Source organism: Caulobacter sp. Root1455 (assembly GCF_001426905.1).
Classification (GTDB): Bacteria; Pseudomonadota; Alphaproteobacteria; order Caulobacterales; family Caulobacteraceae; genus Caulobacter.
In genome coordinates, this window is record NZ_LMFQ01000024.1 from 412,570 (window position 1) to 437,876 (window position 25,307).

Sequence of the window (25,307 nt, forward strand, 5' to 3'; positions counted from 1 at the left end):
TTGGAAGGGCTCAGCGCTTTTGGCGTCAGCTTCCAAGCCATTCCATCTGGGTCCCGGCTTTCGCCGGGATGAGCGGGTCAGAGAGGTTCTTAGAACGGCACGGTGAATTTCACCGCCAGGGCCTGGTTGCTGACTCGGTCGCCGAACTGACCCGACCAGTTGACCCTGGCGCTGGCCCCCTTGGCGTTGACCAGGGCCGCGCCGAGTTCGGCGTCGACCGTCGTCTTGTCCAGCCGCCCGGCGACGTCGAACGACCCCGCCACCGGCGCCGCGCTCTCGAACGCGGTGGTGAACTGCGGCGCGCGCCCCGACAGCATGTGGCTGGCGCCGATCCGGGCATAGGGCCGGATCGCCGTGACGCCCTGCATGAACTCGCCGCCGACCTCCAGCTTGACGCTGGCGCGGGTGGACTGGTCTACCTGCTTGGGCGCCACCAGGTTCAGGGCGCCGGCGCCCTTTTCCGCGAAGGCGTCGGTCGAGATCCGAGCCCAGTTCAGTTCGGCGATCGGCTTGGCGTAGGCCTTGCCCGTGCCGAAGCGGTAGCCGGTCCGGGCGGTGATCGCCTGGAACGTCTGGCGCTGCTTGGCTTCCGCCATCCGCAGGCCCGAGGGCAGCAGCACGGCGCGACGGGTGTCGACCGAGCTGGAACCGGCGGTGAAGGCCATGGCGGCCGTCAGCGGACCGTCGGCGGCCTTGGCCACCGCGCCGAACTGATAGCGGTCGCCGTCGCCCTGGGTGCGGGTCGGGATGCCGGTCCGCAGGCTCTCGGCCGAGGCCGCCGCGCCGAACCGCCAGTGCGGGCCCGCGGCGTTCTCGAAGCCGCCCGACAGACCCGTCGAACGCTCCTTGTACGCCATGTCCTGGGCCGTGGCGTCCAGCGTCAGCTGCCGCCCGCCGGCCTTGGCCCAGACGCAGCTGTCGGCCTCGCCCTGCCCCGGCGCCGTCGGACAGGTCATCATCGAGTCCGTGAAGCCGGCGATGGCGAAGTTGGTCACCGCCACCTGGTCGGCATAGGTCTCGGCGCTGAAGCTGTCGTAATAGTTGGCCAGATTGACCTGCGACGGCTCCCAGAACAGTTCGGCCGCCACCGGCGCGAAGGCGTTGGTGCTGCCGGCCAGCTGGATGTTGTTGATGTGGTCGCCGACGGCCGTGCGGTTGACGTTGAACCCGGCCGGCGAGAAGTCGACCACATAGTGCAGGTTCAGGTCGTCGGCCGTGGTCTTCAGCTCGAACATGGCGATCGACGAGACCGGGGCCACCAGCTGCAGGCCCGAGGCGGTGACCACGCCCGAACCGTTGAGGATGGCGGCCGTGTGGTCGCCCGGCAGGATGTGGCCCGGGTCGGCGATCTGCAGGACGAACTTGCCCTTCAGGTCCAGCGAGCCGGTGATGTCCAGGCGGTCGATCTCGCCGGCCTTGCCCGTCTTGCCCAGGTCCAGGTCGGCCAGGAACACGCCGGTCGCGGTCTGCTTGAAGTCGCCCTCGACGCTGGTGACCTGCACCAGGCCGGCGCCGCCCGGCGTGAGCAGTCCGTCGTTGGTCAGCAGGCCGCCGTTCAGCTTCACATAGTCCAGGGTCAGCAGGGTCGAGGCCGCCGTGTTGCGGAAGGCGTTCACGCCGCGACCCAGGTCGATGTTGCCGATCACGCCCTTGTTGCTGATGATCGTGTCGTTGCCGGTGGTCGCCAGGATCGCGAGGTTCGAGGCCGCCGACACCACGCCGTTCAGGGTGATGACGTTGTTCTTGCCGCCGTCGACGAACACGCCCTTGCCGTAGACCGAGCCGCCATGAACGTCGCCGTTCAGGGTGGCGACGATGTCGGCCGCCGAATAGGTCGGCGCCGCCGCGGCCGACGCGGCCAGGCTGTGCGATCCGGCCGCCGGCACGTCGCCGGCCTGGCTCTGGAAGAAGGCCCCGATGCCGTTCAGGCCGCCGGCCCAGATGTTGCCGTTCTGGATCACGGTGACCGTGCCCGCGTCGCCCGTGCCGCCCAGCGAACCGGCGAACGACAGGCCCAGGCCGCTGCCGAACAGGCCGCCGCCGCCGCCCACCGACTGGGCGAAGATGCCGACCGAGCCGGCGCCCAGCAGCACGATGTCGCCGGTGTTGGTCACCGTGACGTCGCCGCCGTCGCCGCCGTAGCCGTCCAGCGGGTTGATGCTCATGTCGGCGTAGTCGCTGTAGTCCTCGCCGCCGTAGGCGCTGAAGTCGCCCCACGAGGCGATGCCCAGCGACACGTCGCCGGCCACGCCGCCGCCGCCGCCGATGCTCTGGGCGAAGATGCCGTAGGCGCCGAAGCCTTCGGTCTGGATCAGGCCGCTGTTGGTGACGATGACGTCGCCGCCGTCGCCGGCCGTGCCGCCCACGCCGGAGAACACGATCTGGCCGAGGCCGGTGATCGTCCCCTCGCCGCCCGTGCCGCCGCCGCCGCCGACGCTCTGGGCCATGACCCCGTGCGACAGCCGGCCGGACGTGTAGATCGCGCCGCTGTTGTCGACCGTGACGCTGCCGCCGTCACCGGCCGAGCCGCCCGTGCCGCCGATGCTGATCCCCCAGGCCGGCTCGCTGAACGAGTCGACCAGGTCCTTGGCGTCGGTCAGCTTGCCGACCTCGCCCATCGTCTTGGAAAGGGCGTCGCTGTAGGAATAGGTGTCGGGGCCGTCGTAGTCGGTGGCCCCGCCGGTGCCACCGCCGCCGCCCACGCTCTGGGCGAACACGCCGCGCGACAGGGCGCCTTCGGTGACGATGGTCCCGCTGTTGCTGACCTTGACCGCGCCGCCGTCGCCGGCCACGCCGCCCTGGCCGCCGATGCTGACCTCGCCGGCCAGGCCCGAGCCGCCGTCGCCGCCGCCGCCGCCCACCGATTGGGCGAACACGCCGTGGGCGTCCTTGCCCTTGGTCCAGATCAGGCCGCTGTTGCCGACCGTGACCGCGCCGCCGTCACCGCCGCCCGCGCCCGAACCGCCGATGGCGATCTGGCCGCCCTTGGCCTCGCCCTTGTTGGCCAGGTCCAGGAAGGTCACGACCTCCTCGCCCTGGGTCGAGATCAGGCCGCCGCGACCGCCGCCGCCGCCGACCGACTGGGCGAACACGCCGTGCGAGTCGCCGCCCTCGGTCAGGATCTGGCCGCTGTTGGTCACGTCGACCTGGCCGCCGTCGCCGGCCGCCCCGCCCTGGCCGCCGATCGACACGTTGACCGAGGTGGCCTTGGTCGTGCCGGCCGCCTTCTTGGCGAAGCCCAGCGAGAAGCCGCGGGCGTCGCCGCCGCTGCCGCCGCCGCCGCCCACGCTCTGGGCGACGATGCCGGTCGAGTTGCCGCCGATCGTGCTGAGCGAGCCGCTGTTGACCACCTGGACCAGGCCGCCGTTTCCGGCCTCGCCGCCGAAGCCGCCCAGGGCGACGGCGTAGGTGCCGTTCTTGCCCTGGCCGAAGCTGCCGGATGCCGCCGTGGCCACGCCCGCGTCGCCGCCGCCGCCGCCGATGCTCTGGGCGTAGATGGCGTTGGCCTGGGACTCGCCGGTGGTGGCCACCACGCCGCTGTTGGTCACCTTGACCACGCCGCCGTCGTCGCCGGTGCCGCCCTGGCCGCCCAGGGCGACCGAGATGTTGTTGCTGTTGGAGCCCAGGCTGACCGTGCCGGCGCCGCCGGCCATGTAGTCGGACCACTGGTTCTCGTCGATGCCGGCCATGCCGCCGTGGCCGCCGCCGCCGCCGACGCTCTCGGCGAAGATGCCGTGCGACTGCTCGCCCGAGGTGAAGACCTGCCCGCTGTTGACGACCGTGACGTCGCCGCCTTGCGAGCCCGCGCCGCCGAAGCCGCCGATGTTCATCGCCAGGTTGGTCGACTCGCCGCCGGACACCGCCAGGGCGCCCGCCGCGCCGCCGGCCCCGCCGCCGCCGCCCACGCTCTGGGCGAAGATGGCGATGGCGTCGTCGCCTTCGGTGACCACCAGGTCGGTCGAGGTGACCTTGACGTCGCCGCCCTTGCCGCCGCCGGCGCCCGAACCGCCCAGGGCGATCGAGATGTTCTTGGACTTGGCGCCGCCCAGGGCCGCCGAGACGGCCATGCCGCCCGAGCCGCCGCCGCCGCCCACACTCTGGGCGAACACCGCCGTGGAGCCGTCGCCCAGCGTGCCGACCTTGCCGTGGTTGGTCACCTCGACGTCGCCGGCCTTGCCCGCCGCGCCGCCGAAGCCGCCGATCGACACGCCGATGGCGATGTTGTCGGTCGAGCCAAGGCCGCCGGTCAGGGCGCCGGCGAAGCCGCCGTCGCCGCCGCCGCCGCCCACGCTCTGGGCGAACACGCCGTAGGACCGCGCGCCGTCGGTGGTGGTCACGCCGTCGGTGACGACATGGACGTCGCCGCCCTCGCCCGCCGCGCCGCCCGCGCCGCCGATGGCCGCCGAGAGGCCGACCGTGCTGGTCCCCGCCGTCAGGGCGCCGGCCAGCGAGAAGCCGCCGGACCCGCCGCCGCCGCCCACGCTCTGGGCGTAGAGGGCGTGAGCGTCCTCGCCATAGGTCGAGGCGCCGAGGTCGCTGGTGACCGTGACGACCTTGCCGTCGCCGCCCGCGCCGCCGAAGCCGCCGACCGAGGCGCTGATCGCCTTGGGCGCGCCCGAGGACAGGGCCGCCGTCACCGAGGCCGAGAAGCCCCCGTTACCGCCGCCGCCGCCGATCGACTGGGCCTGGATCGCATAGGCGCGGTCGCCCTCGGTGATGATCACGTCGTGGCTGTGGACGGTGACGTCGCCGGCGTCGCCGCCGACCCCGCCGCCGCCGCCGATGGTCAGGGTCCCCGCCCCGGTGCTCTGGCCGACCGAGACGCCGGCCGCCAGCGAGAATCCGCCGCTGCCGCCGCCGCCGCCGATCGACTGGGCCAGGACGCCCGCCGCGTCGTCGCCGATGGTGTAGATCTGGCCGAAGCTGTCGACCGTCACGGCCCCCGCGTCGCCGCCGCCGGCGCCGAAGCCGCCGATGCCGACGGCGACCGCGCCGCTGGTCTGGCCCGCCCCGACCGCCAGGGCGGCCGTCCAGCCGCCGGCTCCGCCGCCGCCGCCGATGCTCTGGGCCTGGATGCCGTTGGCGCGATCGCCGATGGTGCCGATGTCCGCGTGGCTGGTGACCTCGACGATCTTGCCGTCGCCCGCCGAGCCGCCGAAGCCGCCGACGGTCAGGCTGCCCGAGCCGGCCGTCTGGCCCGCCCCGACGCCAGCCGCCAACGAGAAGCCGCCGCTGCCGCCGCCGCCGCCGATCGATTGCGCGAGCACCGCCGTGGCGTCGTCGCCCAGGGTCAGGATCAGGTCGATGACGTCGACCTCGACCTCGCCGCCGTCGTTGCCCACGCCGCCGCCGCCGCCGATCCCGACCGTGACCGCCGCGGCGTTGTTGCCCGCGCCGACCGCCAGCGAACCGCTCCAGCCGCCGCTGCCGCCGCCGCCGCCGATCGACTGGGCCTGGACGCCGTAGGATCGGTCGCCGCCGGTGACGATCGTCCCCTCGCTGCTGACCTCGACCCGGCCGGCGACGCCGCCCGCCCCGCCCGTGCCGCCGACGCTGACGCTAGCCGCGCCCGCCGTCTGACCCGCGCCGACGCCGGCCGCCAGCGAGAAGCCGCCCGTGCCGCCGCCGCCGCCGATGCTCTGGGCCAGCAAGCCCGCCGCGTCATGTCCCTCCGTGATCACCGTGCCGACGCTGTCGACCGTGACGGCCCGGCCGGCGCCGCCCAGCCCGGCCGAACCGCCGACGCTGACGCCGACCGCGCCCGCGGTCTGGCCCGCGCCGATGGCGAGCGAACCGCTCCAGCCGCCGTCGCCGCCGCCGCCGCCCACCGACTGGGCGTAGACGCCCGCCGACCGGTCGCCGTGGGTATGGATGTCGCCGCTGGACGAGACGGTCACCGCCTCGGCGTCGCCGCCGCCCAGGCCCGAGCCGCCGACCGAGACCGAGCCGGCCCCCGCCGTCTCGCCGCCCGCCACGCCGGCCGCCAGCGAGAAGCCGCCGCTGCCGCCGCCGCCGCCGATCGACTGGGCCAGGATGCCGTGCGAATCCGCGCCCTGGGTCTCCAGGTCGCCGACGCTGGTCACCCCGACCGTGTCGCCGGCCCCGCCGACGTCGCCGCTGCCGCCGACCCCGACCGCCACCGTGCCGGCCCCGGTCCCGCCGGCGATGCCCAGCGCGCCCGTCCAGCCGCCCGAGCCGCCGCCGCCGCCCACGCTCTGGGCGTAGATGGCCGAGGACCGATCGCCGATCGTGGAAATGTCGCCCTGGGTGTCGACCAGGACCTTGCCGGCCTTGCCGCCGCCGCCGCCCGAACCGCCGACCCCGACCGAGGCCGAGCCCGCGAATTCGCCGCCGGCGATGCCCGCCGCCAACGAGAAGCCGCCCGTGCCGCCGCCGCCGCCGACCGACTGGGCCATCAGGCCCGCCGCGTCGTCGCCTTCGGTGGCCACCGCGCCGCGGCTGAGGATCGAGACGTCCTTGCCCACGCCGCCGCCGTCGGCCGAGCCGCCGACCGAAACCCCGACCGCGCCGGCGCCGACGCCGCCGGCCCCCGCCAGCGAGCCGCTCCAGCCGCCGTTGCCGCCGCCGCCGCCGATCGACTGGGCGAACACGCCCGCCGCCCGGTCGCCGCGCGTATGGATGTCGCCGTGGGTGATGATGTCGACCGTGTCGCCGTCGCCGCCGCCCGCGCCCGAACCGCCGACTCCGACGGAGCCCGCCAGCGCGCCCTCGCCGCCCGCCACGGCCGCCGCCAGCGAGAAGCCGCCGCTGCCGCCGCCGCCGCCGACGCTCTGGCCGAAGATGCCCGTGGCGTCCTCGCCCAGGGTGTCGATCTGGCCGACGCTGTTGACCTTTACGACGCCGCCCTTGCCGCCGTGATCGCCGCTGCCGCCGACCGAGACGCCGACCGAGCCGCCGGCCACGCCGCCCGCGCCCGCCACCGCGCCGCTCCAGCCGCCGCTGCCGCCGCCGCCGCCCACCGCCTGGGCGAAGATCCCGGCCGAACGGTCGCCTTCGGTGACGATGTCGGTGACGCTGAGCACCTTGACCTCGTCGCCCTCGCCGCCGGCGCCGCCCGAACCGCCGACCCCGACCGAGGCCGCGCCGGCCGCCGAGCCGCCGGCCAGGGCCCCGGCCAGGGCGAAGCCGCCCGTGCCGCCGCCGCCGCCGATGCTCTGAGCATAGATGGCCGAGGCGTCGACGCCCCGGGTGTGGATCTGGCCGGCCGTATCGACCGTGACCTTGCCGCCCTTGCCGCCGTCGTCGGCGCCGCCGCCCACGGCCACGCCGATCGACGCGCTGGCGCCGCCCGAGGCCGCGAGCGCGATCGCGCCGCTCCAGCCGCCGTTGCCGCCGCCGCCGCCCACGCTCTGGGCGAACACGCCGACCGCCCGGTCGCCGCTGGTGTCGATGTTCACGCCGGTGGTGTGATCGACCGTGACCTCGCCGCCGGCCCCGCCGCCGGCGCCCGAACCGCCGACCGAGATCGAACCCGCCGCCGCGCCGACGTCGCCGACCGCCAGGGCCGCGGCGACCGTGTAGCCGCCGTCGCCGCCGCCGCCGCCCACGCTCTGGGCGAACACGCCGCGCGAATCCGCGCCGGTGGTGACCAGGGTCCCGTCGGCCGTGACGTGGACGATCCCGCCCGCGCCGCCCGCGCCGCCGTCGCCGCCGACCCCGATGCTGACCGCGCCGTAGACGCCGATCGCGCCGCCGGCCCCGAAGCCGCCGTCGCCGCCGCCGCCGCCCACGCTCTGAGCGTAGATGGCCGTGGCCCGGTCGCCGCCGGTGGCGATCGAGCCGTCGTTGATCACCGTGACGTCGCCGCCCCGGCTGGCCGTGCCGCCCGAGCCGCCGATCGACAGGTTGACGAACAGGCCCACGCTGGTGGAGTCGCCGCCGTTGCCGCCGCCGCCGCCGACCGACTGGGCGAACACGCCGCCCGAACCGTCGAGGTCGGTGACGATCGCGCCGTGATTGGTGACGTTGACGGTCCCGCCGATGCCGCCGCCGGACCCGCCGCCGCCGATCGCGAACATGCCGCCCGCGCCGCCGCCGTTGCCGCCGCCGCCGCCCACGCTCTGGGCGAACACCGCGTAGGAGTCATAGCCGTGGGTCGTCAGGGCGCCGTCGTTGACGACCGTGACCGTGTCACCGTCGCCGCCCGCGCCGCCCTTGCCGCCGATCGCGACCAGGCCGCCGGCCCCCGCGCCGTTGCCGCCGCCGCCGCCCACGCTCTGGGCGAACACGCCCGCGGCCAGCTTGCCGTCGGTCTCGACCGTGCCGGTGTTGGACACCGTGACGGTCCCGCCCTTGCCCGAGGCGCCGCCGTCGCCGCCGATGCCGACCAGACCGCCGCCGCCCGCGCCGTTGCCGCCGCCGCCGCCGATGCTCTGGGCGAACACGCCCGTGGACAGGTCGTTGTGGGTGAAGATCTGGCCCGCGTTGGTGGCGGTCACCGCGCCGCCGTCGCCGGACGAGCCGCCGCCGCCGCCGATGCCGACCAGGCCGCCGGCCCCGCCGCCGACGCCGCCGCTGCCGCCCACGCTCTGGGCGAACATGCCGATCGAGGCCACGCCGCCGGTCTCGATCACGCCGTCGTTGAACACGTCGACCTGGCCGCCGTTGCCGCCGCCCGAACCCGCGCCGCCCAGAGCCGCGATCCCGCCCGCGCCGCCGGCCGCGCCGCCGCCGCCGCCGACGCTCTGGGCCAGGATGCCGTAGGAGACGGCGCCGTGCGTGATGATCCCGTCATGGTTGGCGACATTGACCGCGCCGCCGACGCCCGCCGCGTTGGAGCCGCCCGCGAAGGCGCCGATGCCGCCGGCCGAGCCGCCCGAGCCGGACAGGCCGCCGACGCTCTGGGCCAGGATGCCGTTCGAGCCCGTGCCCCAGGTCTCCAGCAGGCCGTTGTTGATCACCCCCACCGAGCCGCCCGGCCCGCTGCCGCTGCCGGCGCCGCCCGAACCGACGATGCCCGCGCCGTAGCCGCCGTCGCCGCCGGCGCCGCCCGTGCTCTGCACGAACAGGGCCGAGGACTGGTTCCCACCGGTCGTGACCGAGGCGTTGTTGGTCAGGTTGGCCGAGCCGCCGGCGCCGCCGTGCCGACCCGAGCCGCCCTCGCCATAAGCGCCGTAGCCGTCGCCGCCGTCGCCGCCCGCGCCGGCGTTGCTCTTGACCTGGACGCCCACCGCGTTGTCGCCGGTGGTCGAGACGTCGCCGCCGACCGTCAGATCGACCGCGCCGCCGTCGCCGCCGACCCCGCCGTCGCCGCCGAAGCCGACCAGGACCAAGGGCGGGACAAGGAAGCCGTCGCCGCCGTTGCCGCCATTGCTCCCGTTGGCCGTGACGCTGACGGCCGGGCCGCCGGCCTTGTCAAAACTGCCGTTGATCGAGGGGCTGATCGAGCCGCCGTCATTGCCGCCGTCGCCGTTGGTGCCGTGGGCGGGCAGGCTGGTGCCGTTGCTGGCCCCGCCGCCGTTGGCGTTGGCCGTGTAGTCGCCCGCCGCCGCCGGCAAGGCGCCCAGCACGGTGGCCCCGACCGCGCCGACCGCCAGGACCCGGCCCAGGCCCTTGAGCAGCTTGCGCGCGGCGGTCTCGATCCGGACCGCCTGGTCCCGGCTCTTCACGTCGACGATGGGGACGATGTTCAGTTCGGCCGGCGGCGGCGCATAGGCCGCCAGCACGGCCAGGACCGCCAGGGCGTCGTGCAGACGCAGCAGCAGCTTGGGCGGCAGGGCGCCGGGCGCTCCGAAGGACGAGGCCAGCAGATGGGCGACGGCGTCCTGGGTGGCCAGAAGTTCCGGGGCCGAGGCGCCGAAGCGCTCGCTCAGGGCCGCGGCCACCCGCGGGTCGCGAGCCTCGCGCTCCCAGCGTCCGGCCAGTTGCTCCAGCCCCTCGGCGAACCGCGCCAGACGATCCACGCGCGTGGACTCCGCAACGGCGGCCTTCGCCGCGCCAGCCGACAACTTACCCATGACTTCCCCCGATACCGGCGCGATCGACGTCCGACCGCAAAATCGCGCGCGCGTAGCTTAACCGTTCTTAACGAAGTTCGGAGCGTTTTCCCGTATTGGACGAACAAAGTTCGCGCCAAAACGGGACAAACCCCGACCCTTGCGGTCAGTGCTGCAATTTCCAGGTGAGAGACGCGGTGCGTCTGGAGCGGGCGATGGGAATCGAACCCACGACATTCTGCTTGGGAAGCAGACGCTCTACCTCTGAGCTACGCCCGCGTTGGACGGAGAAAGTCGCGCCGTCCAAGCGCTGAGTTCGTCTAGCCGGTCTGGCTTGTCTTCTCAAGGCCATGCGTCGACGACGCCTGTGGACCGGCCCCGAAGCGGTGGTTCGGGCCTCTCGGCGCGGGTCGGAACCACGGCTCGCGCGAGCCCCTACTCCACCGGCTTGGCCTTGATTCCCAACGCCTTCAGCTGGACCTGCAGGCTGTCCGGCCCCGCCAGGTGCCCCGCGCCGACCGCCACGAAGCTGACGCCCGAGCCGGCCAGCTTGGTCTTCAGTTGCCTGGCCCAATCCTTGTTCCGGTCGACCAGCAGCAGCTTGTAGACGTCGGGATAGTCGCTCCGCATCTCGTCGACCATCTGGCGCCTCAGCTCACCTTGGTCGCCCGCCGCCCAGGCGGTGACCAGGGCGTCGATCTTGGCCGGGCCGTCGTCGATCTCGTCCAGGGTGGATTCCAGCAGCTGGGTCTCCTGGGCCGGTGTCATGTCGGCGAAGAAGCGCACCTGCTGCTCCATGGTCTCGAAGGCCGAGATCGGCTTGCCCGCGGCCTTGGCCTGGGCGCTCAGCAGCCTCTCGACGCCGCTCTCGGGGTCGTAGCCCGCCCGCGTCAGCGGGGTCAGCGACACCGTCAGCGCCGCCAGCCAGGGCCGCATGACATCCAGGGCCTGGGGCGGAAAGCCCATGCCCTGGGCGGCGGCCCGCAGCTTGGCGTAGGACTCCGGCTTGAGCTTGCTCGACAGGGGCGAGGTCGGATCCACGCCGTATTTTAGCATCAGGGCCCGCGTCGTCGCCGCGTCCTCCGGCTGCTCGATCTCCATGACCAGGTCATCGGCGTCCTGGAAGGCCTTGGCGATCCTGGGCGAGCGCCACTGGGTCGTCGGCCGCAGCACGTGGACCGTGCCGAACAGATAGATGGTCGAATCCTTGTCCTTGATCGCCCACAGGGCGGGCTCGGCCAGAACGGGGCTCGCCCCCATCGCCGCGAAGGCGATGAGGGCGAGGGCGAAGCGGCGGACGCGGCCGAGCAGAATCATCATGCCGCCACTGTTCCGGTCCGGCCCCGGCCCTGGCAAGCCGACCTGGAGCCTCTCCCGACCTGATCGCATCAGGTCGGGGCGCTAGTTCCTTGTTTTGACGCATTTTCTTCACGCGAACCGGAATCCGCTTCGCTTGAAAATGCTCTAGCGCAGGAAGCTCTCCACCTCGGCGGCGAAGGCGGCCGGCTGGTCCAGCATGATGAAGTGCAGCGAGCCGTCGATGCGCTTGACCTTGGCCGAGGTCATCGGGGCGTAGGCGCCGGTGTAGAGGGCGTCGTACGCCGACTGGGGCGCGCCGGTCGCCTCGTCCCAGGGATAGAGCATCACCGTCGGGGTCTTGATCGCGGCGATCTCGCCGCGCAGGTCGGTGGTCAGATCGTCATAGAGCGCGCGGCCGGTCACCGAGGGATTGGAGGCGACGGACGCTTCGGTGGCCGACTTCAGGCCGGTCGGCGACTTGACCAGGCGGGTCATGGTCCGGGCCTGGCCGGCGGCCCAGGCCTCGGGCGGCGAATTCTCGGCCATGTCGCGCATCGCGGCGGCCTGGGGCTTGACGCTCTCGACCGTGGCGGCGGGCGAGAACAGCACGGCGTAGAAGGGCAGGCTGTCGACGACCATCAGGCGGCCCACGTCCTCGGGGTGCTGGCGGGCCAGCATCAGGCCCATCAGGCCGCCCATCGAGTGGCCGATCACGGCCGGCGACTTCAGCTGGGCGGACTTGATGTAGCTGTCCAGGGCGTCGACCGACGGCTGGATGACCGGCCCCTCGGCGTTGGCCCCGACCGGCGCGCCGGCGAACCCGGCGATCTGGATCACGTGCAGCCGATAGCGGCTCCGCAGTTGCTTGACGGTGTCGTCCCAGACCGCGGCCGACGAGGCCAGACCCGGGATCAGGATCACGTCGGGCCCCTGCCCCGTCACCTCGACGGTGAAGCGGGGCGCGGCGGCCGACGGGACGGCGACCGAGGCGGCGTGGACGGGGCCGAACACGCCGATGGCGGCCAGGATGGCCAGCAGGACGACCATCAGGTGAAAGGAAGGACGACGGCAGATCATGATCGGAGCTCCTTGGCTACGGGCGCGCGGAAGGCTTCGGCGGCGCGCCGACGGATGGATGGTTGGTTTGGCGGAGGTGGTTGTCGGTGGATCGGATGCGGTGACGATCACCTGGCGGCCGACATCGCGCCGGGCGCGTGAGGTCAGGCTTCATCCTGGAAGATGGTCTCGATCGGCAGGCCGAACAGGCGGGCGAGCTTGAAGGCCAGGGGCAGGCTGGGGTCGTACTTGCCCGTCTCCAGGGCGTTGACGGTCTGGCGCGAGACCTCCAGCCGGTCGGCCAGGTCGGCCTGGCTCCAGTCACGCTCGGCCCGCAGGACCTTGAGGCGGTTCTTCACCGATACCTCCAACGCACCAGAGGTTGGGCCAGGCCCATCGAGCAGCAGAAGAGCGGGAAGACCAGGTAGAGCGGCACGTGCGGCAGGAGTTCGACGTTCTCCAGGAAACCCCAGGCGGTGCAGCCGGCCAGGGTGACGCCCATGCCCCAAAGCATCGCCTGGACCAGGGTGGAGCGCACGAACTCGTCCTGCTCCTCGGCCAGGTACAGGCCCATGATGACGATCACCGCGATGACCGGCAGGGCGGGCGCGATGCCCAGGGCCCAGAGCAGCGGGCCTTCCGGCGCCTGGTGGCGGATCCACCACAGCGAGGCGTACAGCACGCCCATATAGGCGGTCATGGCCGGGAAGAACCGGATCAGGTAGCGCCGCATGGCCGGACTCATCTTCTTCTTGGCCATGGTCTAGCTCCGCGACCAGCTCAACCGGCGAGCAGCCAGCTTGAGCAGGCCGGCGGCCAGCAGGACGCCCATTGCCAGCGAGGGCGGCGCGAACACCAGGTCCAGGGTCGAGGCCGCGGCGTTCAGCGCCACCTCGCCGGTCAGCAGGAAGACGGCGATCGCGACGCCGCCGGCGGCCATGGATCCGGCCAGGGCGGCCTTGGCGATCCGGTCTTCAAATTCGTTGTACATGACAAGGCTCCTCGTCTTGTTGACAAGGACGCTTGTCTTATATCGGCGAAGTCGTGTCAAGCGAGCTTGTCAAAAAATCAAGGAGAGGCGACATAGCGCCGTGTCAGGCGGCCTTGTGCAGGGGCGCGGCGTCGAACCGGTCGGCCTGGCTGACATGAACAGGTTTGGCCGCGGAGGGACGAAGGGTTTGGGCCAGCCGGCCTTCACGGCGCTCGCGCAGGATCGTCCAGCCGTAGCGCGAGAAGCGGTCGTCGTAGTCGGACCAGCGGATGATCCGTCCCTGGTCGTCGCAGCGCCAGATCGCCTTGTCGCAACCCGGGATCGGGGCGGCCCGGTTCCAGATCGAGACGCGCTTGGCGTGGGTCGAATAGGGCCCGCCGAAGAGTGCGTTCATGATCCAAAAGCTCCACTGCGCCGGCGACTCGGTGAGTCGTTTCGCCGACAAAGCGAAACTAGCATTGGTGGAGGTGGAAATGGGGCCACACCACATCTAGTGCGACGCCGTGCCGCGCGACCGAATGGCCGACCCGGCGCCCCGTCAGGTGATCGACGAACGGCGGTCCTTGTCCAGCGCCACTATGAGGTCGGCGCGGGCGGGCATTTCGCGCAGGATGTGGCGGGTCAGGCGCTCGTAGTGCTGGACGAAGACGGCGACCTCCTCCTCGCTCATGGCCAGGCCCGCCCCCTGCCCGGCTTCGGCCAGCCGCCGCCGCAGCTTGGCCTCCTGCTCGCGCCGCCAGGTCAGCACGGTCTCGAAATCGGGCGCGGTGAACAGCACCAGCAGGTCGAGGCGGGCGAACAGGGCGCGGTAGGGTCCGGCCAGGGCGGCGTTGACATGGGTCCGCCAGGTCCCGTCCGGATCGCGTTCGCGCTCCAGGGCGTTGACCGGCGCGGCCAGCGCCTCGGGCGGCTCGGGACGGGCCCCGACGCACCAGCCCTCGAACAGCACGACATCGACGGGACCGGCGACCAGCGGCCAGGTCTCGATAGCCGCTCGGTCGTCGCTCGCCTTGTCGAAGCGCGGCAGCGCCGTCTCGCCCGCCCCGGCCAGGCCGTCCAGCACCGCCAGGCCCAGGGCGACGTCGTGGGTTCCCGGAACGCCGCGCGTGCGCAGCAGCGGATGCACGTCGCGGGCCAGGGCCTCGCGGTCGGCGCGCGGCAGGTAGAGGTCGTCCAGCGACAGGGTCGCCACCTTCAGCCCCCGCGCCGCCAGCAGCGCGGCCACGACGCGGACGGTCGTCGACTTGCCCGAGCCCTGCGGACCGCAGATCCCGACCACGAAGGCCGGCCCCATGGCCACGGCCGCGATCCGGGCGGCCAGGGGCGCGTGCAGCCGTTCGATCTCGGCGGCGAAGTCGGCGGGGAGGTTCTCCTCGCGCAGGAACGCGGCCAGCCAGGTTGGATCGATCGTCATTCATCCCCCTCCCTTCTCCCCTTGCGGGAGAAGGTGTCAGCGAAGCTGGCGGATGAGGGGTCGCACGGCGTTGGACGTCGCCGCAAGAGCATGGAGTGAAAGGTTTGATAGACCCCTCATCCGACCTCGCTTCGCGAGGCCACCTTCTCCCGCAAGGGGAGAAGGAAAGACATTACTGCACCCGCCGGACCTGGAACCCGCGCGCCGCCATCAGGGCCGGCAGGCCGTCCTCGCCCGCCATGTGCAGGGCGCCGACCGCGACCAGCTCGACGCCGGGCCTGTCCATCTCGGCGACCAGCGCCTGCGCCCACGCCTCGTTGCGCCGCTTGAGCAAGGCGTCGTACAGCGCCGGCCGGTCGCGCTTCATCACATCGACCACCAGCGGGCCAAGCTTGGCCATGTCCCCGTGCAGCCAGGCCGCCTGCAAGGCCACGCCGTTGCGCGGCGGCGACAGGGTCTCGGACGCCACGTCGTCCAGGTACTGCACCTCGACCGCCTCGGGCAGGGCGGCGAACAGCTGGATCTGCTGCTCCAGGGTCTCGAAGGTGGCGATCGGCTTGTCGGCGGCGCGGGCCTGGCGGGTGACCGCGGCGTCGGCCCCGGCCCGCACCGAAGCGCCCTTCTGGGTCATCGGCAGCACCGACAGCATCATCGCCGCCGCCCAGGGACGCAGGCGGTCGACGCGGTCCAGCGAGCCGCCGTCCCGCTCCAGCGCCGCCTTCAGCGTGGCGACCGTGCGCGGCGGCAGTTTTTCGCTCAGCGGACGTTCGGGATCCACGCCATAGCGGTCGACCAGGGCCTGGACCTCGGCCGGATCGGCGTCGGCCCGGGTCTCGAACCAGACCTTGTCGGCCTGGGCGTAGGCGCGGTCGAAGGCCCGGGTGCGCCACTTCACGTTCGGCTGCAGCACGTGCATGGCGCCGAACAGATAGATGCGGGTGTCGTGGTCGCGCACTTCCCACATGGCGGGGGCGGCGTACGCGGCCGAGGCGCAAGCCAGGGCGCAGACCGCCAGGCCCGTCGCCAGACAGGCCGCCAACGCCCTTCGATACGCACCCAAGCTCGACACAACGCCCCCTGACGCCCGGACTCAACAGGAGCCCAGCGTACGAAGACACCGGTTAATCGGGGAAGCGCCGGTCGTTGCGACCTAACGCCACGCCTTGAAATGCTTGGACAATTTCAGCCCCTGGCGCTGGTAGTGCGACCCGCCCTCGCCATAGAGCCGCTCGGGCCGCGCGGTCAGGGGCTCGTAGACCAGCCGGGCGACGATCTGGCCGTCCTCCAGCAGGAAGGGCGTCTCGTGGCTGCGCACCTCGAGCACGCCCTTGGAGCCGACCGCCCCGGCCTCCTCGGTGCCGAAGCCAGGGTCGAAGAAGCCGGCGTAGTGCACCCGGAACTCGCCGACCGACGGATCGATCGGGGTCATCTCGGCGGCTTCCAGCACCGGGATCTGGATGTCCTCCTTCGAGGCCAGGATGTAGAACTCGCCCGGATCCAGCAGCAGTTCGCCGTGGCGGGTCTCCAGCGGCTCCCAGAAGTCGCGCGGATCGTGGCCGTCCTCGTGGTCCAGGTCGACGACCCCGGCATGGCGACGGCCGCGGAAGCCGACGACGCCCGAGGTCAGGTCGACCCCGACGCTCTTGATCGCCAGCTTGGCCGGCTCGCCGCGCTTGAGGCGCAGCTGGTTCAGCCGTGTGCCGGACCGCACCAGCACCGAGAAGGTCTGCGGCGCGATCTCTATATAGAGCGGCCCCTCATAGCCGGCCTCGATGTCGTCGAAGGCCTTGGAGTGGTCGCTCAGCAGACGGACGAAGACGTCGACCCGTCCGGTCGAGCTCTTGGGGTTGCCCCGCGCGGCGATATTGCCCGGCAGGGCCAGGCGCTCCTGGATCTCGGCGATGTAGACGCAGCCCTTCTCCAGCACCGCGCCCTTGGTCAGGTCCAGCTCGTGCATCGCCACGTCCTTCAGACGCTCGGGCACGCGGCGGGCCACGCCGGGCAGGAACGAGGCGCGCACCCGCCAGCACCGCGCGCCCAGGCGCAGGTCGAGGCTGGCCGGCTGCACCTGGTCGGTGTCGAACGGGGTTTGCGAGGTGATCGCCTCTTGCGCGATCAGGTCCTCGATGGATTGGCAGGGCAGAATCCCCGCGGCATGGGCGTCGGTCATCGGGGCGACACTCGCTAAAGCATCGCGCCGAAGCAAGCGGTCACCGCGTTTCCCCCGATCTCTCGGCGAGCTTTTCTAGTGGTGGGCTTTCTTGGCGCTCTGCGCGCTGGCCAGCAGGTAGACGCCCGCCCCCACCCCGAACAGGGCCGTGGCCTCGGTCAGGGTGTTGACCGCGTGGAACTGCACCGGAAAGAACGCCACCACCCGGTCCGACAGGATCAGCAGCAGGATGTTCAGCGCGCCGAAGATGGCGAGCAAAGCGGCGAAGACACGGAAAACGAGCGTCAGCGTCATGGAAATCTCCCAACGGGCCCCCGACCTTGAGTTCTCGCGCGGGAGGTTAACCACGTCCGCGCGGTTCCACCAGAGCTCTGCCGCAGGAAACCTTTGTCACGTAGGACAATTGTTGGCTTGACCCACCCCCGCCCTGTACCTTTCATGCGCGCCCTTTTCGAGTGTCAGCGAGGTGGCCGTGGCCGAGAATCCAAAAGACTGGGACGTCGCGACCAAGCTGATCCGCGGCGGTCTGGCGCGCTCGCAGTACATGGAGACCGCCGAGGCCCTCTACCTGACCCAGGGCTTCACCTATGACAGCGCCGAGGGCGCCGACCGCCGGTTCTCCGGCGAGGACCCGGGCTTCGTCTATTCGCGGTTCAACAATCCGACCGTGAAGATGTTCGAGGACCGCCTGGCGCTCCTGGAGGGCGCGGAGGTGTGCCGCGCCCAGGCCACCGGCATGGCCTCGGTCCACATGGCCCTGATGGGTCTGGTCCGGGCCGGCGACCACGTGGTGGCCGGCCGCGCCCTGTTCGGTTCGTGCCGCTGGCTGATCGCCGAATGGCTGCCGCGCTTCGGCGTGGAGACGACCTTCGTCGACGCCACCGATCCCAAGGCCTGGGAGGCGGCGATCCGCCCCAACACCAAGGCGGTGCTGATCGAGACCCCGTCCAATCCCGTGCTGGAGATCACCGACATCCGCGCGGTGTCGGAAATGGCCCACGCGGTCGGCGCCAAGGTCATCGTCGACAACGTCTTCGCCACCCCGATCTTCCAGCAGCCGCTGACGCTGGGCGCCGACATCGTGGTCTATTCGGCCACCAAACACATCGACGGCCAGGGCCGGGTGCTGGGCGGGGCGATCCTGACCACCGAGGCGATCAACGAGGAATTCTACCGCGACCCCCTGCGCCACACCGGCCCGTCGCTGTCGCCGTTCAACGCCTGGGTCCTGGTCAAGGGCCTGGAGACCCTGGACCTGCGCGTGCGCCGCCAGAACGACACCGCCGCGGCCCTGGCCGACATCGTGGCCGAGCACAAGGCGGTCAAGCAGGTGCTCTACCCGTTCCGCGCCGACCATCCGGGCCACAACATCGCCAAGTCGCAGATGAGCGGCGGCGGCACGGTGCTGGCCCTGGACCTGGGCTCGCGCGAGGCGGCGTTCAAGTTCCTCAATGCGCTGGAGATCGTCGACATCTCCAACAATCTGGGCGACGCCAAGTCGATGGCCACCCACCCGCCGACCACCACCCACCGCTCGGTGCCCGAAGAGATGCGTCCGTCGCTGGGCGTGGTCGAGGGCGGCGTGCGCCTGTCGGTCGGGCTGGAAAGCCTCGCGGATCTGACCCGAGACGTGACCCGTGCGCTCGATCAGGCGTGAATCCTCTCCGCCCCTGAAGCGGATCCGCCGCCGGCGCGGCGCCGATGCGGGCATCTATGAAGCGCGCACGCGCGACGTCGTCGTGCGCGTCGCGCCGGTCTACCAGCCCGAAGAGTCCGCGCCCGAGGAAGGGCTGTGGATGTGGGGCTACACGGTCGAGATCGAGAACCACGGCGTCGAGACCGTGCAACTGGTCGCCCGATCCTGGACGATCACCGACGGCCTCAACCGGGTCAGCGCGGTCGAGGGCTCGGGCGTGGTCGGCGAGCAGCCGGAACTGCGGCCGCGCGAGGCGTTCCGCTATGTCTCCAACTGCCCGCTGCCGACCGCGTCGGGGACCATGAGCGGCCACTTCCAGATGATGACCGAGGCCGGCGAGGTGTTCGACGCCGAGATCCCGGAGTTCTCGTTGCACCTGCCGGGCGCGGCGCGGCGCTACAACTAGGCCGCCTTCCTTCCCCGCCAAATCGCCGCTCAGGATGGTGGATGGCGAGACCGCGCCTTTCGGTTGCGAAGCTCGGCCGATTGCGAGACCCTGCCGCCAGACGGGGGAAGAGTTGTGGCCACCTACACCATCAAGATCCTGAACAGCAGCGACCAGACGAAGACCTATGTCGCGTTTCAAGCCCCACCGACGGGCGCCGCCGTCCTGGCGGGTTGGAGCGTGCGCCAGACGATCGCGGCGGGCGGCGCGGCCGAGGTGAGCTTCACACCGCCGGCGCCCAGGACGCCCAGTCTGCTCGGCAAGCTATGCGCCCTGCTGTTCCGCGCTCCGCCCAGCGCCGCGCCGGGCCGGTTCCGTCTGGCGGTCGACGCCGGCGACGCCCAGGTCGGACCTCATATCGACTTCTCGGCCAGCCCGACGGCGCCGACCACCATCGTCCACGGCTTCGACGGCGCGCTGTCGGTCGCCGCCGCCACGACGCTCGGCTATTCGTCGTTCGTCACCCCCGTCGGCAATCTGGCCCCGACCCTTCAGGGCGACAACTTCGTCGCGCCCTTCAACGTTGTCGCCGCCTTCACCAACAGCGCCGGCGGCGGTTGCGCGAACGGCGAATATCGCCAGCTGATCATGGGGCGGTTCTCGGTCGACGGCACGGTCGTGGCCCACCGTCTTTGCGAATCCACGCTCATGTCGCCGGACGTCTTGCGGGAGGACGGATGCCCGCCCCCCGGGTGCTCGGCCTACGGCCACAGGGCCTGCCCGCCCACCGCTTCGAGCCGCTACAGCCCGGACCAGGCGACGGGCCCGCAGTTCGCGATGTATGACCAACCTGGGTTCAGGAACATGGCGCCCGGCAACACCTACGTCATTGACCTGCGATTCCAGGGCTCGCTGGTCGACACGGCCGCCGGCGTGACGCTGGCCTCCCACACCTGGACGGTGAGCGGCCAGACCGTCGCGCCGCGGCCCCTGATGCCGGACGAGCCCCAGGGTTTCCAGTCCAGCGACCGGCTGGTCGGCGTGCGCCAGAGCGCAAATCTCGCCAGCGGCGTTTCCGAGGTTCATGTGCTGATCGCCCGCAGGGACGGCTCGCCGCGACTGGACCCGACGGCGGTGAAGGTCGCCGTGGTCGACGCCGCGGGCCAGCCTCTGGCGGTCGGCGAACCGGTGGTCCACGAGGTCGGCGGCCAACGCGGGACGACGGCCACCATCGTCCACCGCCTGCTGCCCGGCCAGGCGGCGCCGGCCAAGGCGACGCTCGATATCGACGGTCAGGTCACTGAAATGGCGATCGCGGGGGAACCGCGAGTGTCGACGACCTACACGATCCAGGTGCTCAATCAGAGCGGCTCGAACAAGAGCTATGTCGTCTTCCAGGCGCCCGCGACGGCGTCAGGCGGCCAGGTTCCGGTCTACACCAACGTTTGGGCCACCTTAGAGAACGTCACCGACGGCGACTGGGACAGCTTCACCTACACCGTCGAGGACGCCGACCACGAGCCTCCTCGTTTCATCGTCGAGGAAGGCGAGTATGCGCCGGGCCAGGTGATCGTTCCGCCCAAGGACGTGAACCTCGCCACGGTCGATTTCACGGATCGATCGCAGACGGCGGCCACTGTCACCGAGAACGCCGAGGGCGATTTTTCAGTCGCCTACGTCTGACCCAACGCGCCCGCGGCAACCTCGGAGATCGCCATGACCCCGCCTACCCTGACCGCGCCCCTGTCCGGCTGCGTGTCGATCGACGCTACCACGCCCGACGGCTATCTGGACAACGCCCGCGCCGGCACGCCGACCGCCGGCGCCCACTCGAACATCCAGGCCGCCGCCGCCAATCTCCTGGCGTGCGCGACAAGGACGTCGTCACCGACCACGGCTTCACTGGTCGGGCATGGGAGCATGGGCGTCATCGCCACCGGCGCCGGCGGATCGCTGGGTACGGATAAGCAGTACATCGGCCTCGACAACCAGAACGTCTGGGCGCCGCTCCTCCAGCCCCTGAGCGGGCGGTTCAGCGGGCTCTATCTCTATGGCGTCGAGATTGGGGCCGGCGTCGAGGGCGCGCAGCTGCTCTACGCCCTGGCCAAGGTCATGAACACGAACGTCTTCGGTCCGACCGGGCTGATCTATTGCGACTCCCGTGGGAACTTCACGCTCGAGTCCGGCTCTCAATGGCAGGTCGCCACGCCGGTCACACCGCCCAGACCCATCGCGCCGCCCCAGTTCTTGCCCAGCTTGGTGGCCGCGCGCGGCGCCCTGGTGACCGCCTCCGCCGCCTTCGACGTCACGGGCAGGCCCCTGCCCCAGCGATCGGCCGCCGCGCTGGCGGGCGAGGTCGCATGGACCCAGCCGTTCCAGCCGCCCGGCGCGGTCAGCGGACTGGTCACGGGCCGGCTGCGCGTCGGTTTCGGACGGGGCGCGTTGAAAACCTACACGATCTACAACCACGCCCTGCTTCGCGACAACGCCCAGCCCGCTGTCTTCTATCGCGCGAGTTCGAAGTTCCGCGCCATCGCGCTGGGCCGGTAAGGCCGCCCGCTTCAGCCCGCCGCCGTCGGCTCCAGCGCATAGGCCCGCGAGCAGTACTCGCACGTCACGTGGATCTTGCCGTCGGGCTCGATCATGTCGGCGATTTCCTCGGCCGTGAACGAACCCAGCATCGCGCCGATGCGGTCTTCCGAGCAGCGGCAGAAGGCGCGCAGGGGCTTTTCCTCGAGCAGGCGCACGCCGTCCTCGTTGAACAGCCGCCACAGCAGCAGCGTGGTCGGCACGGTGGGGTCGATCAGCTCGTCCTCGCCGGTGGTCTCGAACAGGGCGCGGACGTGGGTCCAGGCCTCCTCGGTCTCGCCTCGCGTCTCGTCGCCGGCGATCGCCTGGATCAGGATGCCGCCGGCGCGCCAGGTCGGCCCCTCGCCCGTATCGACCTGGCCGACGGCCAGGCGCACCCGGGTCGGGGTCTGTTCGGACTGAGCGAAGTACTGCTCGGCGCACAGGGCCAGGGTCTCGCCCTCGATCGGGGTGATGCCCTGGTAGCGGTCCATGTCCGGCCCCTGGTCGACGGTCATCATGAAGGCGCCGCCGCCCAGCAGGGTGCGGGCGCCCGGGCGCACGAAGCCCTGCGAGACCTTGGCCACCTCGTCGGGATCGAACCGGCAATAGCCGCGCAGGGCCCCGGTGGTGTCGTAGTCGACCACGACATAGCGCACCGGGCCGTCGCCCTGGGCCTGGACGATCAGCCGGCCCTCGAACTTCAGGCTGGAGCCGACCAGGGCGGCCAGGGCGCAGGCCTCGCCCAGCAGGTTGGCGACGGGCTCGGGATAGTCGTGGCGGGTCAGCACCTCGTCGACCGCCGCGCCCAGGCGCACGGCCCGGCCGCGCACGGGCAGGCCTTCGATCTGGAAAGCGGAAACGAGGTCGTCGGGGGCGTCCCCGAGGGCGGTCTGGGCGGCGATGTCGGTCATGGGGAGGCTAGATAGTCGCTTGCGGGGAAAATGCGAGGGGGGTGCGGCGATCACTTGCCCCCTACGGGTCGCGTCGCGACCGTCTTCCCCCGGAGGGGGAAGAGGAGCCGCGCTCGTCCTCCGCCCCCCATGGGGGCGGACAGACCGCGAAGCGGTCAGGTGGGGGCAAGTGGGTGAGCCACCATCCCCTCAATCCACGAACGGCTTCTCGATCTCGTAGACGGCGTCTTCCAGCTTGTCGCGGAACAGCTGCTGGGCGTCCTGGACGCCCTGATTGTAGTAGTACGGCCCCATCTGCTCGGAGATGAAGTCCAGCAGGAACCCGACCTGCAGGGGGCTGGCCTCGCAGTCGAGCTCGCGGTCCAGATAGCGCGTCAGCTTGTCGAGCAAGGCGTCGCGTTTCTGCTTGTTGAACTCGATCTTGGCCATCGGCCGGTCTCCCTGTCCCGTGCGTCAGCCGATCGCCCCGAAGCACCAGGCCAGCACCGACTTCTGGGCGTGGATGCGGTTCTCCGCCTCGTCCCAGGCCAGCGAGCGCGGGCCGTCCAGCACGCTGTCGGTGACCTCCTCGCCGCGGTGGGCCGGCAGGCAGTGCAGGAAGACGCCGTCGGGGGCCGACAGGTCCATCAGGGCGTCGTCGACCTGATAGGGCTCCAGCGCGGCCAGGCGCTCGTCATGGTCGGTGTCGCCCATCGACACCCAGGTGTCGGCCACGACCACGTCGGCGCCGCGCACGGCCGCCCTGGGGTCGTCGGTCAGGGTGATCTGGGCCCGCAGCTCCTGGGCGCGGGCCAGGTCCACCAGGTCGGGGTGATAGATCGCCGGGCAGGCGATGTTCAGCTTGAAGCCCAGCAGCGGCGCGGCGTGGATGAAGCTGGAGCAGACATTGTTGCCGTCGCCGACCCAGGCGATGGTCTTGCCGCCGACGTCGCCGCGATGCTCCTCGATGGTCAGCAGGTCGGCCATGATCTGGCACGGGTGGCTCTTGTCGGTCAGGCCGTTGATCACCGGCACGGTCGAGACCTGGGCGAAGCGCTCGACGTCGGCGTGGCTGTTGGCGCGGATCATCACCGCGTCGACCATCCGCGACAGCACCTTGGCGGTGTCCTCGATGGTCTCGCCCCGACCCAGCTGCATGTCGGCCGCGGTCGAGATGATGCCGCTGCCGCCCAGTTGGCGGATCGCCGCGTCGAACGAGAAACGGGTGCGGGTCGAGTTCTTCTGGAAGATCATCGCCAGCACGCGGTCCTTGGCCGGCGCGTCGGCGTCGACGCGGCCCTTCCCCCAGCCGACGCGGGCGGCCTTGCGGGCCTTGGCGTCTTCCAGCATGGCGCGCAGCGTGGGGCCGTCCAGCTTCCACAGGTCGATGAAGTGTCTGGGCTGTGTCATTGCAAATCCCCCTGCCCGCCCGCCCCGGCGTAAGCCGGAACGAGCGGTTCAATAGGTCGGGTCGAGCGGCTTAGGCGGCCGCCTTGGCCCGGGCGGCCTCGCAGGCCTTTTCGAGCTTGGCGATGGCCTCGGACGCTTCCTCGATCGTCAGGTTCAGCGGCGGCAGCAGGCGCACGCAGTTGTCGCCGCCGCCGGCGATCAGCAGCTTCTCGTCGCGGGCCAGGACCATGAAATCGCGATTGTTCGGGATCAGCTTGATGCCGATCAGGAAGCCCTTGCCGCGGATGTCGACGATGACGTCCGGGAAGCGGTCCTTCAGGCCGTTCAGCTGCTGGGTGAAGTAGCCGGCCACGGTCTTCACGTTGTCGAGGATCTCGGGCGTGTTGATCGTGTCGAACGCCGCCTTGCCCACGGCCATGGCCAGGGGGTTGCCGCCGAAGGTCGAGCCGTGGACGCCCACGGTCATGCCCTTGGCCGCCGCGGCGGTGGCCAGGCACGCGCCGACCGGGAAGCCGCCGCCCAGGGCTTTCGCCACGCACATGATGTCCGGCGCGGCGTCGCTGGCCCACTCGTAGGCGAACAGCTTGCCGGTCCGGCCCATGCCGCATTGCACCTCGTCATAGATCAGCAGCACGCCGTTATCGCGGGTCAGCTGGCGCAGCTCGTTCAGCTGGGCCTCGGTCAGCGCGCGGGCGCCGCCTTCGCCCTGCACCGGCTCGATGATGATCGCCGCCGTGGTCGGCGAGGCGCAGGCCGCCTTGATCGCGTCGGCGTCGCCGAAGGTCAGCTGGGTGTAGCCCGGCAGGCGCGGGCCGAAGCCCTCGACATAGCTGGGATTGCCCGAGGCGTTGACCGCCGCGTACGAGCGGCCGTGGAACGAACCGTCGAACCCGAAGATCTCGACCCGCTCCGGCTGGCCGTTGGCCGTATGATACTTGCGGGCGGTCTTCAGCGCGCACTCGATCGCCTCGGTGCCCGAATTGGTGAAGAACACCACGTCGGCGAAGCTGTTGGCGCACAGCTTGTCGGCCAGCGCTTCCTGCTCGGGGATCCGGTAGATGTTGGAGACGTGCCAGAGCTTCTCGCCCTGGGTCTTCAGCGCCTCGACCAGCACGGGGTGGGCGTGGCCCAGGCCGTCGGTGGCGATGCCGGCCACGCAGTCCAGATACTCTTCGCCATCGGTCGAGAACAGGCGCGCGCCTCGGCCTCGCTCGAACGCCAGCGGGGCGCGGTTGTAGACGCCCATGATGTGGTGTTGCGCGGGGTTAGACGACGTCGACGTGCTCAAGACGGCCTCCCAAAAAGGAAAGAAGCCCCCGTGCTCAAAAGCACGGGGACCGGAAGGCCAAGGGTTGTCGGCGCGTAAGCCCGCCCTGTCAACAAACCGGGCGTGAATTTTGGGTGTCAGGGATGGCTGAGCCGCACTGTTTGCGGTCCCATGGCCTTCAGGCCACGCCCTCGGATGGTTT

The 25,307-nt window shown here is 71.4% G+C and carries 19 protein-coding genes and 1 tRNA gene; 4 read left to right on the plus strand and 16 right to left on the minus strand.

Going from position 1 to position 25,307, the window contains the following annotated elements; genetic code table 11:
- Positions 1–89: 89 nt before the first annotated feature.
- From ASD21_RS25095 to ASD21_RS19475, 12 genes are all read right to left on the minus strand, one after another.
- Positions 90–9,977: an autotransporter outer membrane beta-barrel domain-containing protein gene (locus ASD21_RS25095; protein WP_156398431.1), complete on the minus strand. Its 9,888-nt coding sequence runs from the start codon at positions 9,975–9,977 to the stop codon at positions 90–92.
- 183 nt (positions 9,978–10,160) lie between these two features.
- Positions 10,161–10,235 (minus strand) — tRNA-Gly (locus ASD21_RS19425).
- A gap of 156 nt (positions 10,236–10,391) precedes the next feature.
- Positions 10,392–11,276: a TraB/GumN family protein gene (locus ASD21_RS19430; RefSeq protein WP_056445201.1), complete on the minus strand. Its 885-nt coding sequence runs from the start codon at positions 11,274–11,276 to the stop codon at positions 10,392–10,394.
- Between the two features lie 144 nt (positions 11,277–11,420).
- Positions 11,421–12,332 carry an alpha/beta fold hydrolase gene (locus tag ASD21_RS19435; protein ID WP_056445204.1) on the minus strand — a complete coding sequence of 304 codons (912 nt, stop codon included), beginning with the start codon at positions 12,330–12,332 and terminating at the stop codon, positions 11,421–11,423.
- A 143-nt stretch (positions 12,333–12,475) separates the two neighbouring features.
- A complete protein-coding gene (locus tag ASD21_RS19440; RefSeq protein ID WP_056445207.1) occupies positions 12,476–12,670 on the minus strand; it encodes a helix-turn-helix transcriptional regulator in 195 nt (64 codons plus the stop codon).
- Complete coding sequence (locus tag ASD21_RS19445) at positions 12,667–13,071, minus strand: hypothetical protein (protein ID WP_056445210.1); 405 nt, start codon at positions 13,069–13,071, stop codon at positions 12,667–12,669. Before ASD21_RS19445 ends, ASD21_RS19440 begins: the two co-directional genes overlap by 4 nt.
- Before the next feature lie 3 nt (positions 13,072–13,074).
- Entirely contained in the window at positions 13,075–13,302 is a 228-nt protein-coding gene (locus tag ASD21_RS19450; protein WP_056445213.1) for a hypothetical protein, read from the minus strand.
- Between the two features lie 103 nt (positions 13,303–13,405).
- Positions 13,406–13,696, minus strand: a complete 291-nt coding sequence (locus ASD21_RS19455) for a hypothetical protein (RefSeq protein ID WP_056445215.1) — start codon at positions 13,694–13,696, stop codon at positions 13,406–13,408.
- A gap of 144 nt (positions 13,697–13,840) precedes the next feature.
- The gene (locus ASD21_RS19460; protein ID WP_056445217.1) at positions 13,841–14,716 is read right to left on the minus strand and encodes a kinase; all 876 of its coding nucleotides are present in this window, start codon (positions 14,714–14,716) and stop codon (positions 13,841–13,843) included.
- Positions 14,717–14,888: 172 nt separating this feature from the next.
- Positions 14,889–15,755, minus strand: a complete 867-nt coding sequence (locus ASD21_RS19465) for a TraB/GumN family protein (RefSeq protein ID WP_235524920.1) — start codon at positions 15,753–15,755, stop codon at positions 14,889–14,891.
- A 111-nt stretch (positions 15,756–15,866) separates the two neighbouring features.
- Positions 15,867–16,886: a 2'-deoxycytidine 5'-triphosphate deaminase gene (locus ASD21_RS19470; RefSeq protein WP_056445224.1), complete on the minus strand. Its 1,020-nt coding sequence runs from the start codon at positions 16,884–16,886 to the stop codon at positions 15,867–15,869.
- A 75-nt stretch (positions 16,887–16,961) separates the two neighbouring features.
- The gene (locus tag ASD21_RS19475) at positions 16,962–17,180 is read right to left on the minus strand and encodes a hypothetical protein (RefSeq protein WP_056445226.1); all 219 of its coding nucleotides are present in this window, start codon (positions 17,178–17,180) and stop codon (positions 16,962–16,964) included.
- A 178-nt stretch (positions 17,181–17,358) separates the two neighbouring features.
- Here ASD21_RS19475 and metZ point away from each other — a divergent pair, with 178 nt between their 5' ends.
- From metZ to ASD21_RS19495, 4 genes are all read left to right on the plus strand, one after another.
- Positions 17,359–18,543: an O-succinylhomoserine sulfhydrylase gene (gene metZ, locus ASD21_RS19480; protein WP_056446212.1), complete on the plus strand. Its 1,185-nt coding sequence runs from the start codon at positions 17,359–17,361 to the stop codon at positions 18,541–18,543.
- Positions 18,524–18,988, plus strand: coding sequence for a Co2+/Mg2+ efflux protein ApaG (apaG, locus tag ASD21_RS19485; RefSeq protein ID WP_056445228.1), 465 nt, complete (start codon positions 18,524–18,526; stop codon positions 18,986–18,988). Before metZ ends, apaG begins: the two co-directional genes overlap by 20 nt.
- 114 nt (positions 18,989–19,102) lie before the next feature.
- On the plus strand, positions 19,103–20,650 hold the full coding sequence (locus ASD21_RS19490) for a hypothetical protein (protein WP_056445231.1): 1,548 nt from the start codon (positions 19,103–19,105) through the stop codon (positions 20,648–20,650).
- A gap of 33 nt (positions 20,651–20,683) precedes the next feature.
- A complete protein-coding gene (locus tag ASD21_RS19495; protein WP_056445233.1) occupies positions 20,684–21,517 on the plus strand; it encodes a hypothetical protein in 834 nt (277 codons plus the stop codon).
- Between the two features lie 11 nt (positions 21,518–21,528).
- Here ASD21_RS19495 and ASD21_RS19500 read toward each other — a convergent pair whose 3' ends face one another.
- From ASD21_RS19500 to ASD21_RS19515, 4 genes are all read right to left on the minus strand, one after another.
- Positions 21,529–22,449 (minus strand): Hsp33 family molecular chaperone, encoded by a 921-nt coding sequence (locus tag ASD21_RS19500; protein WP_056445236.1) that lies wholly within the window; start codon positions 22,447–22,449, stop codon positions 21,529–21,531.
- Between the two features lie 189 nt (positions 22,450–22,638).
- Positions 22,639–22,878, minus strand: a complete 240-nt coding sequence (locus ASD21_RS19505; RefSeq protein WP_056445239.1) for a DUF2164 domain-containing protein — start codon at positions 22,876–22,878, stop codon at positions 22,639–22,641.
- Between the two features lie 24 nt (positions 22,879–22,902).
- The gene (gene argF, locus ASD21_RS19510; protein WP_056445242.1) at positions 22,903–23,838 is read right to left on the minus strand and encodes an ornithine carbamoyltransferase; all 936 of its coding nucleotides are present in this window, start codon (positions 23,836–23,838) and stop codon (positions 22,903–22,905) included.
- 70 nt (positions 23,839–23,908) lie between these two features.
- The gene (locus ASD21_RS19515) at positions 23,909–25,126 is read right to left on the minus strand and encodes an aspartate aminotransferase family protein (RefSeq protein WP_082554852.1); all 1,218 of its coding nucleotides are present in this window, start codon (positions 25,124–25,126) and stop codon (positions 23,909–23,911) included.
- Positions 25,127–25,307 lie beyond the last annotated feature (181 nt).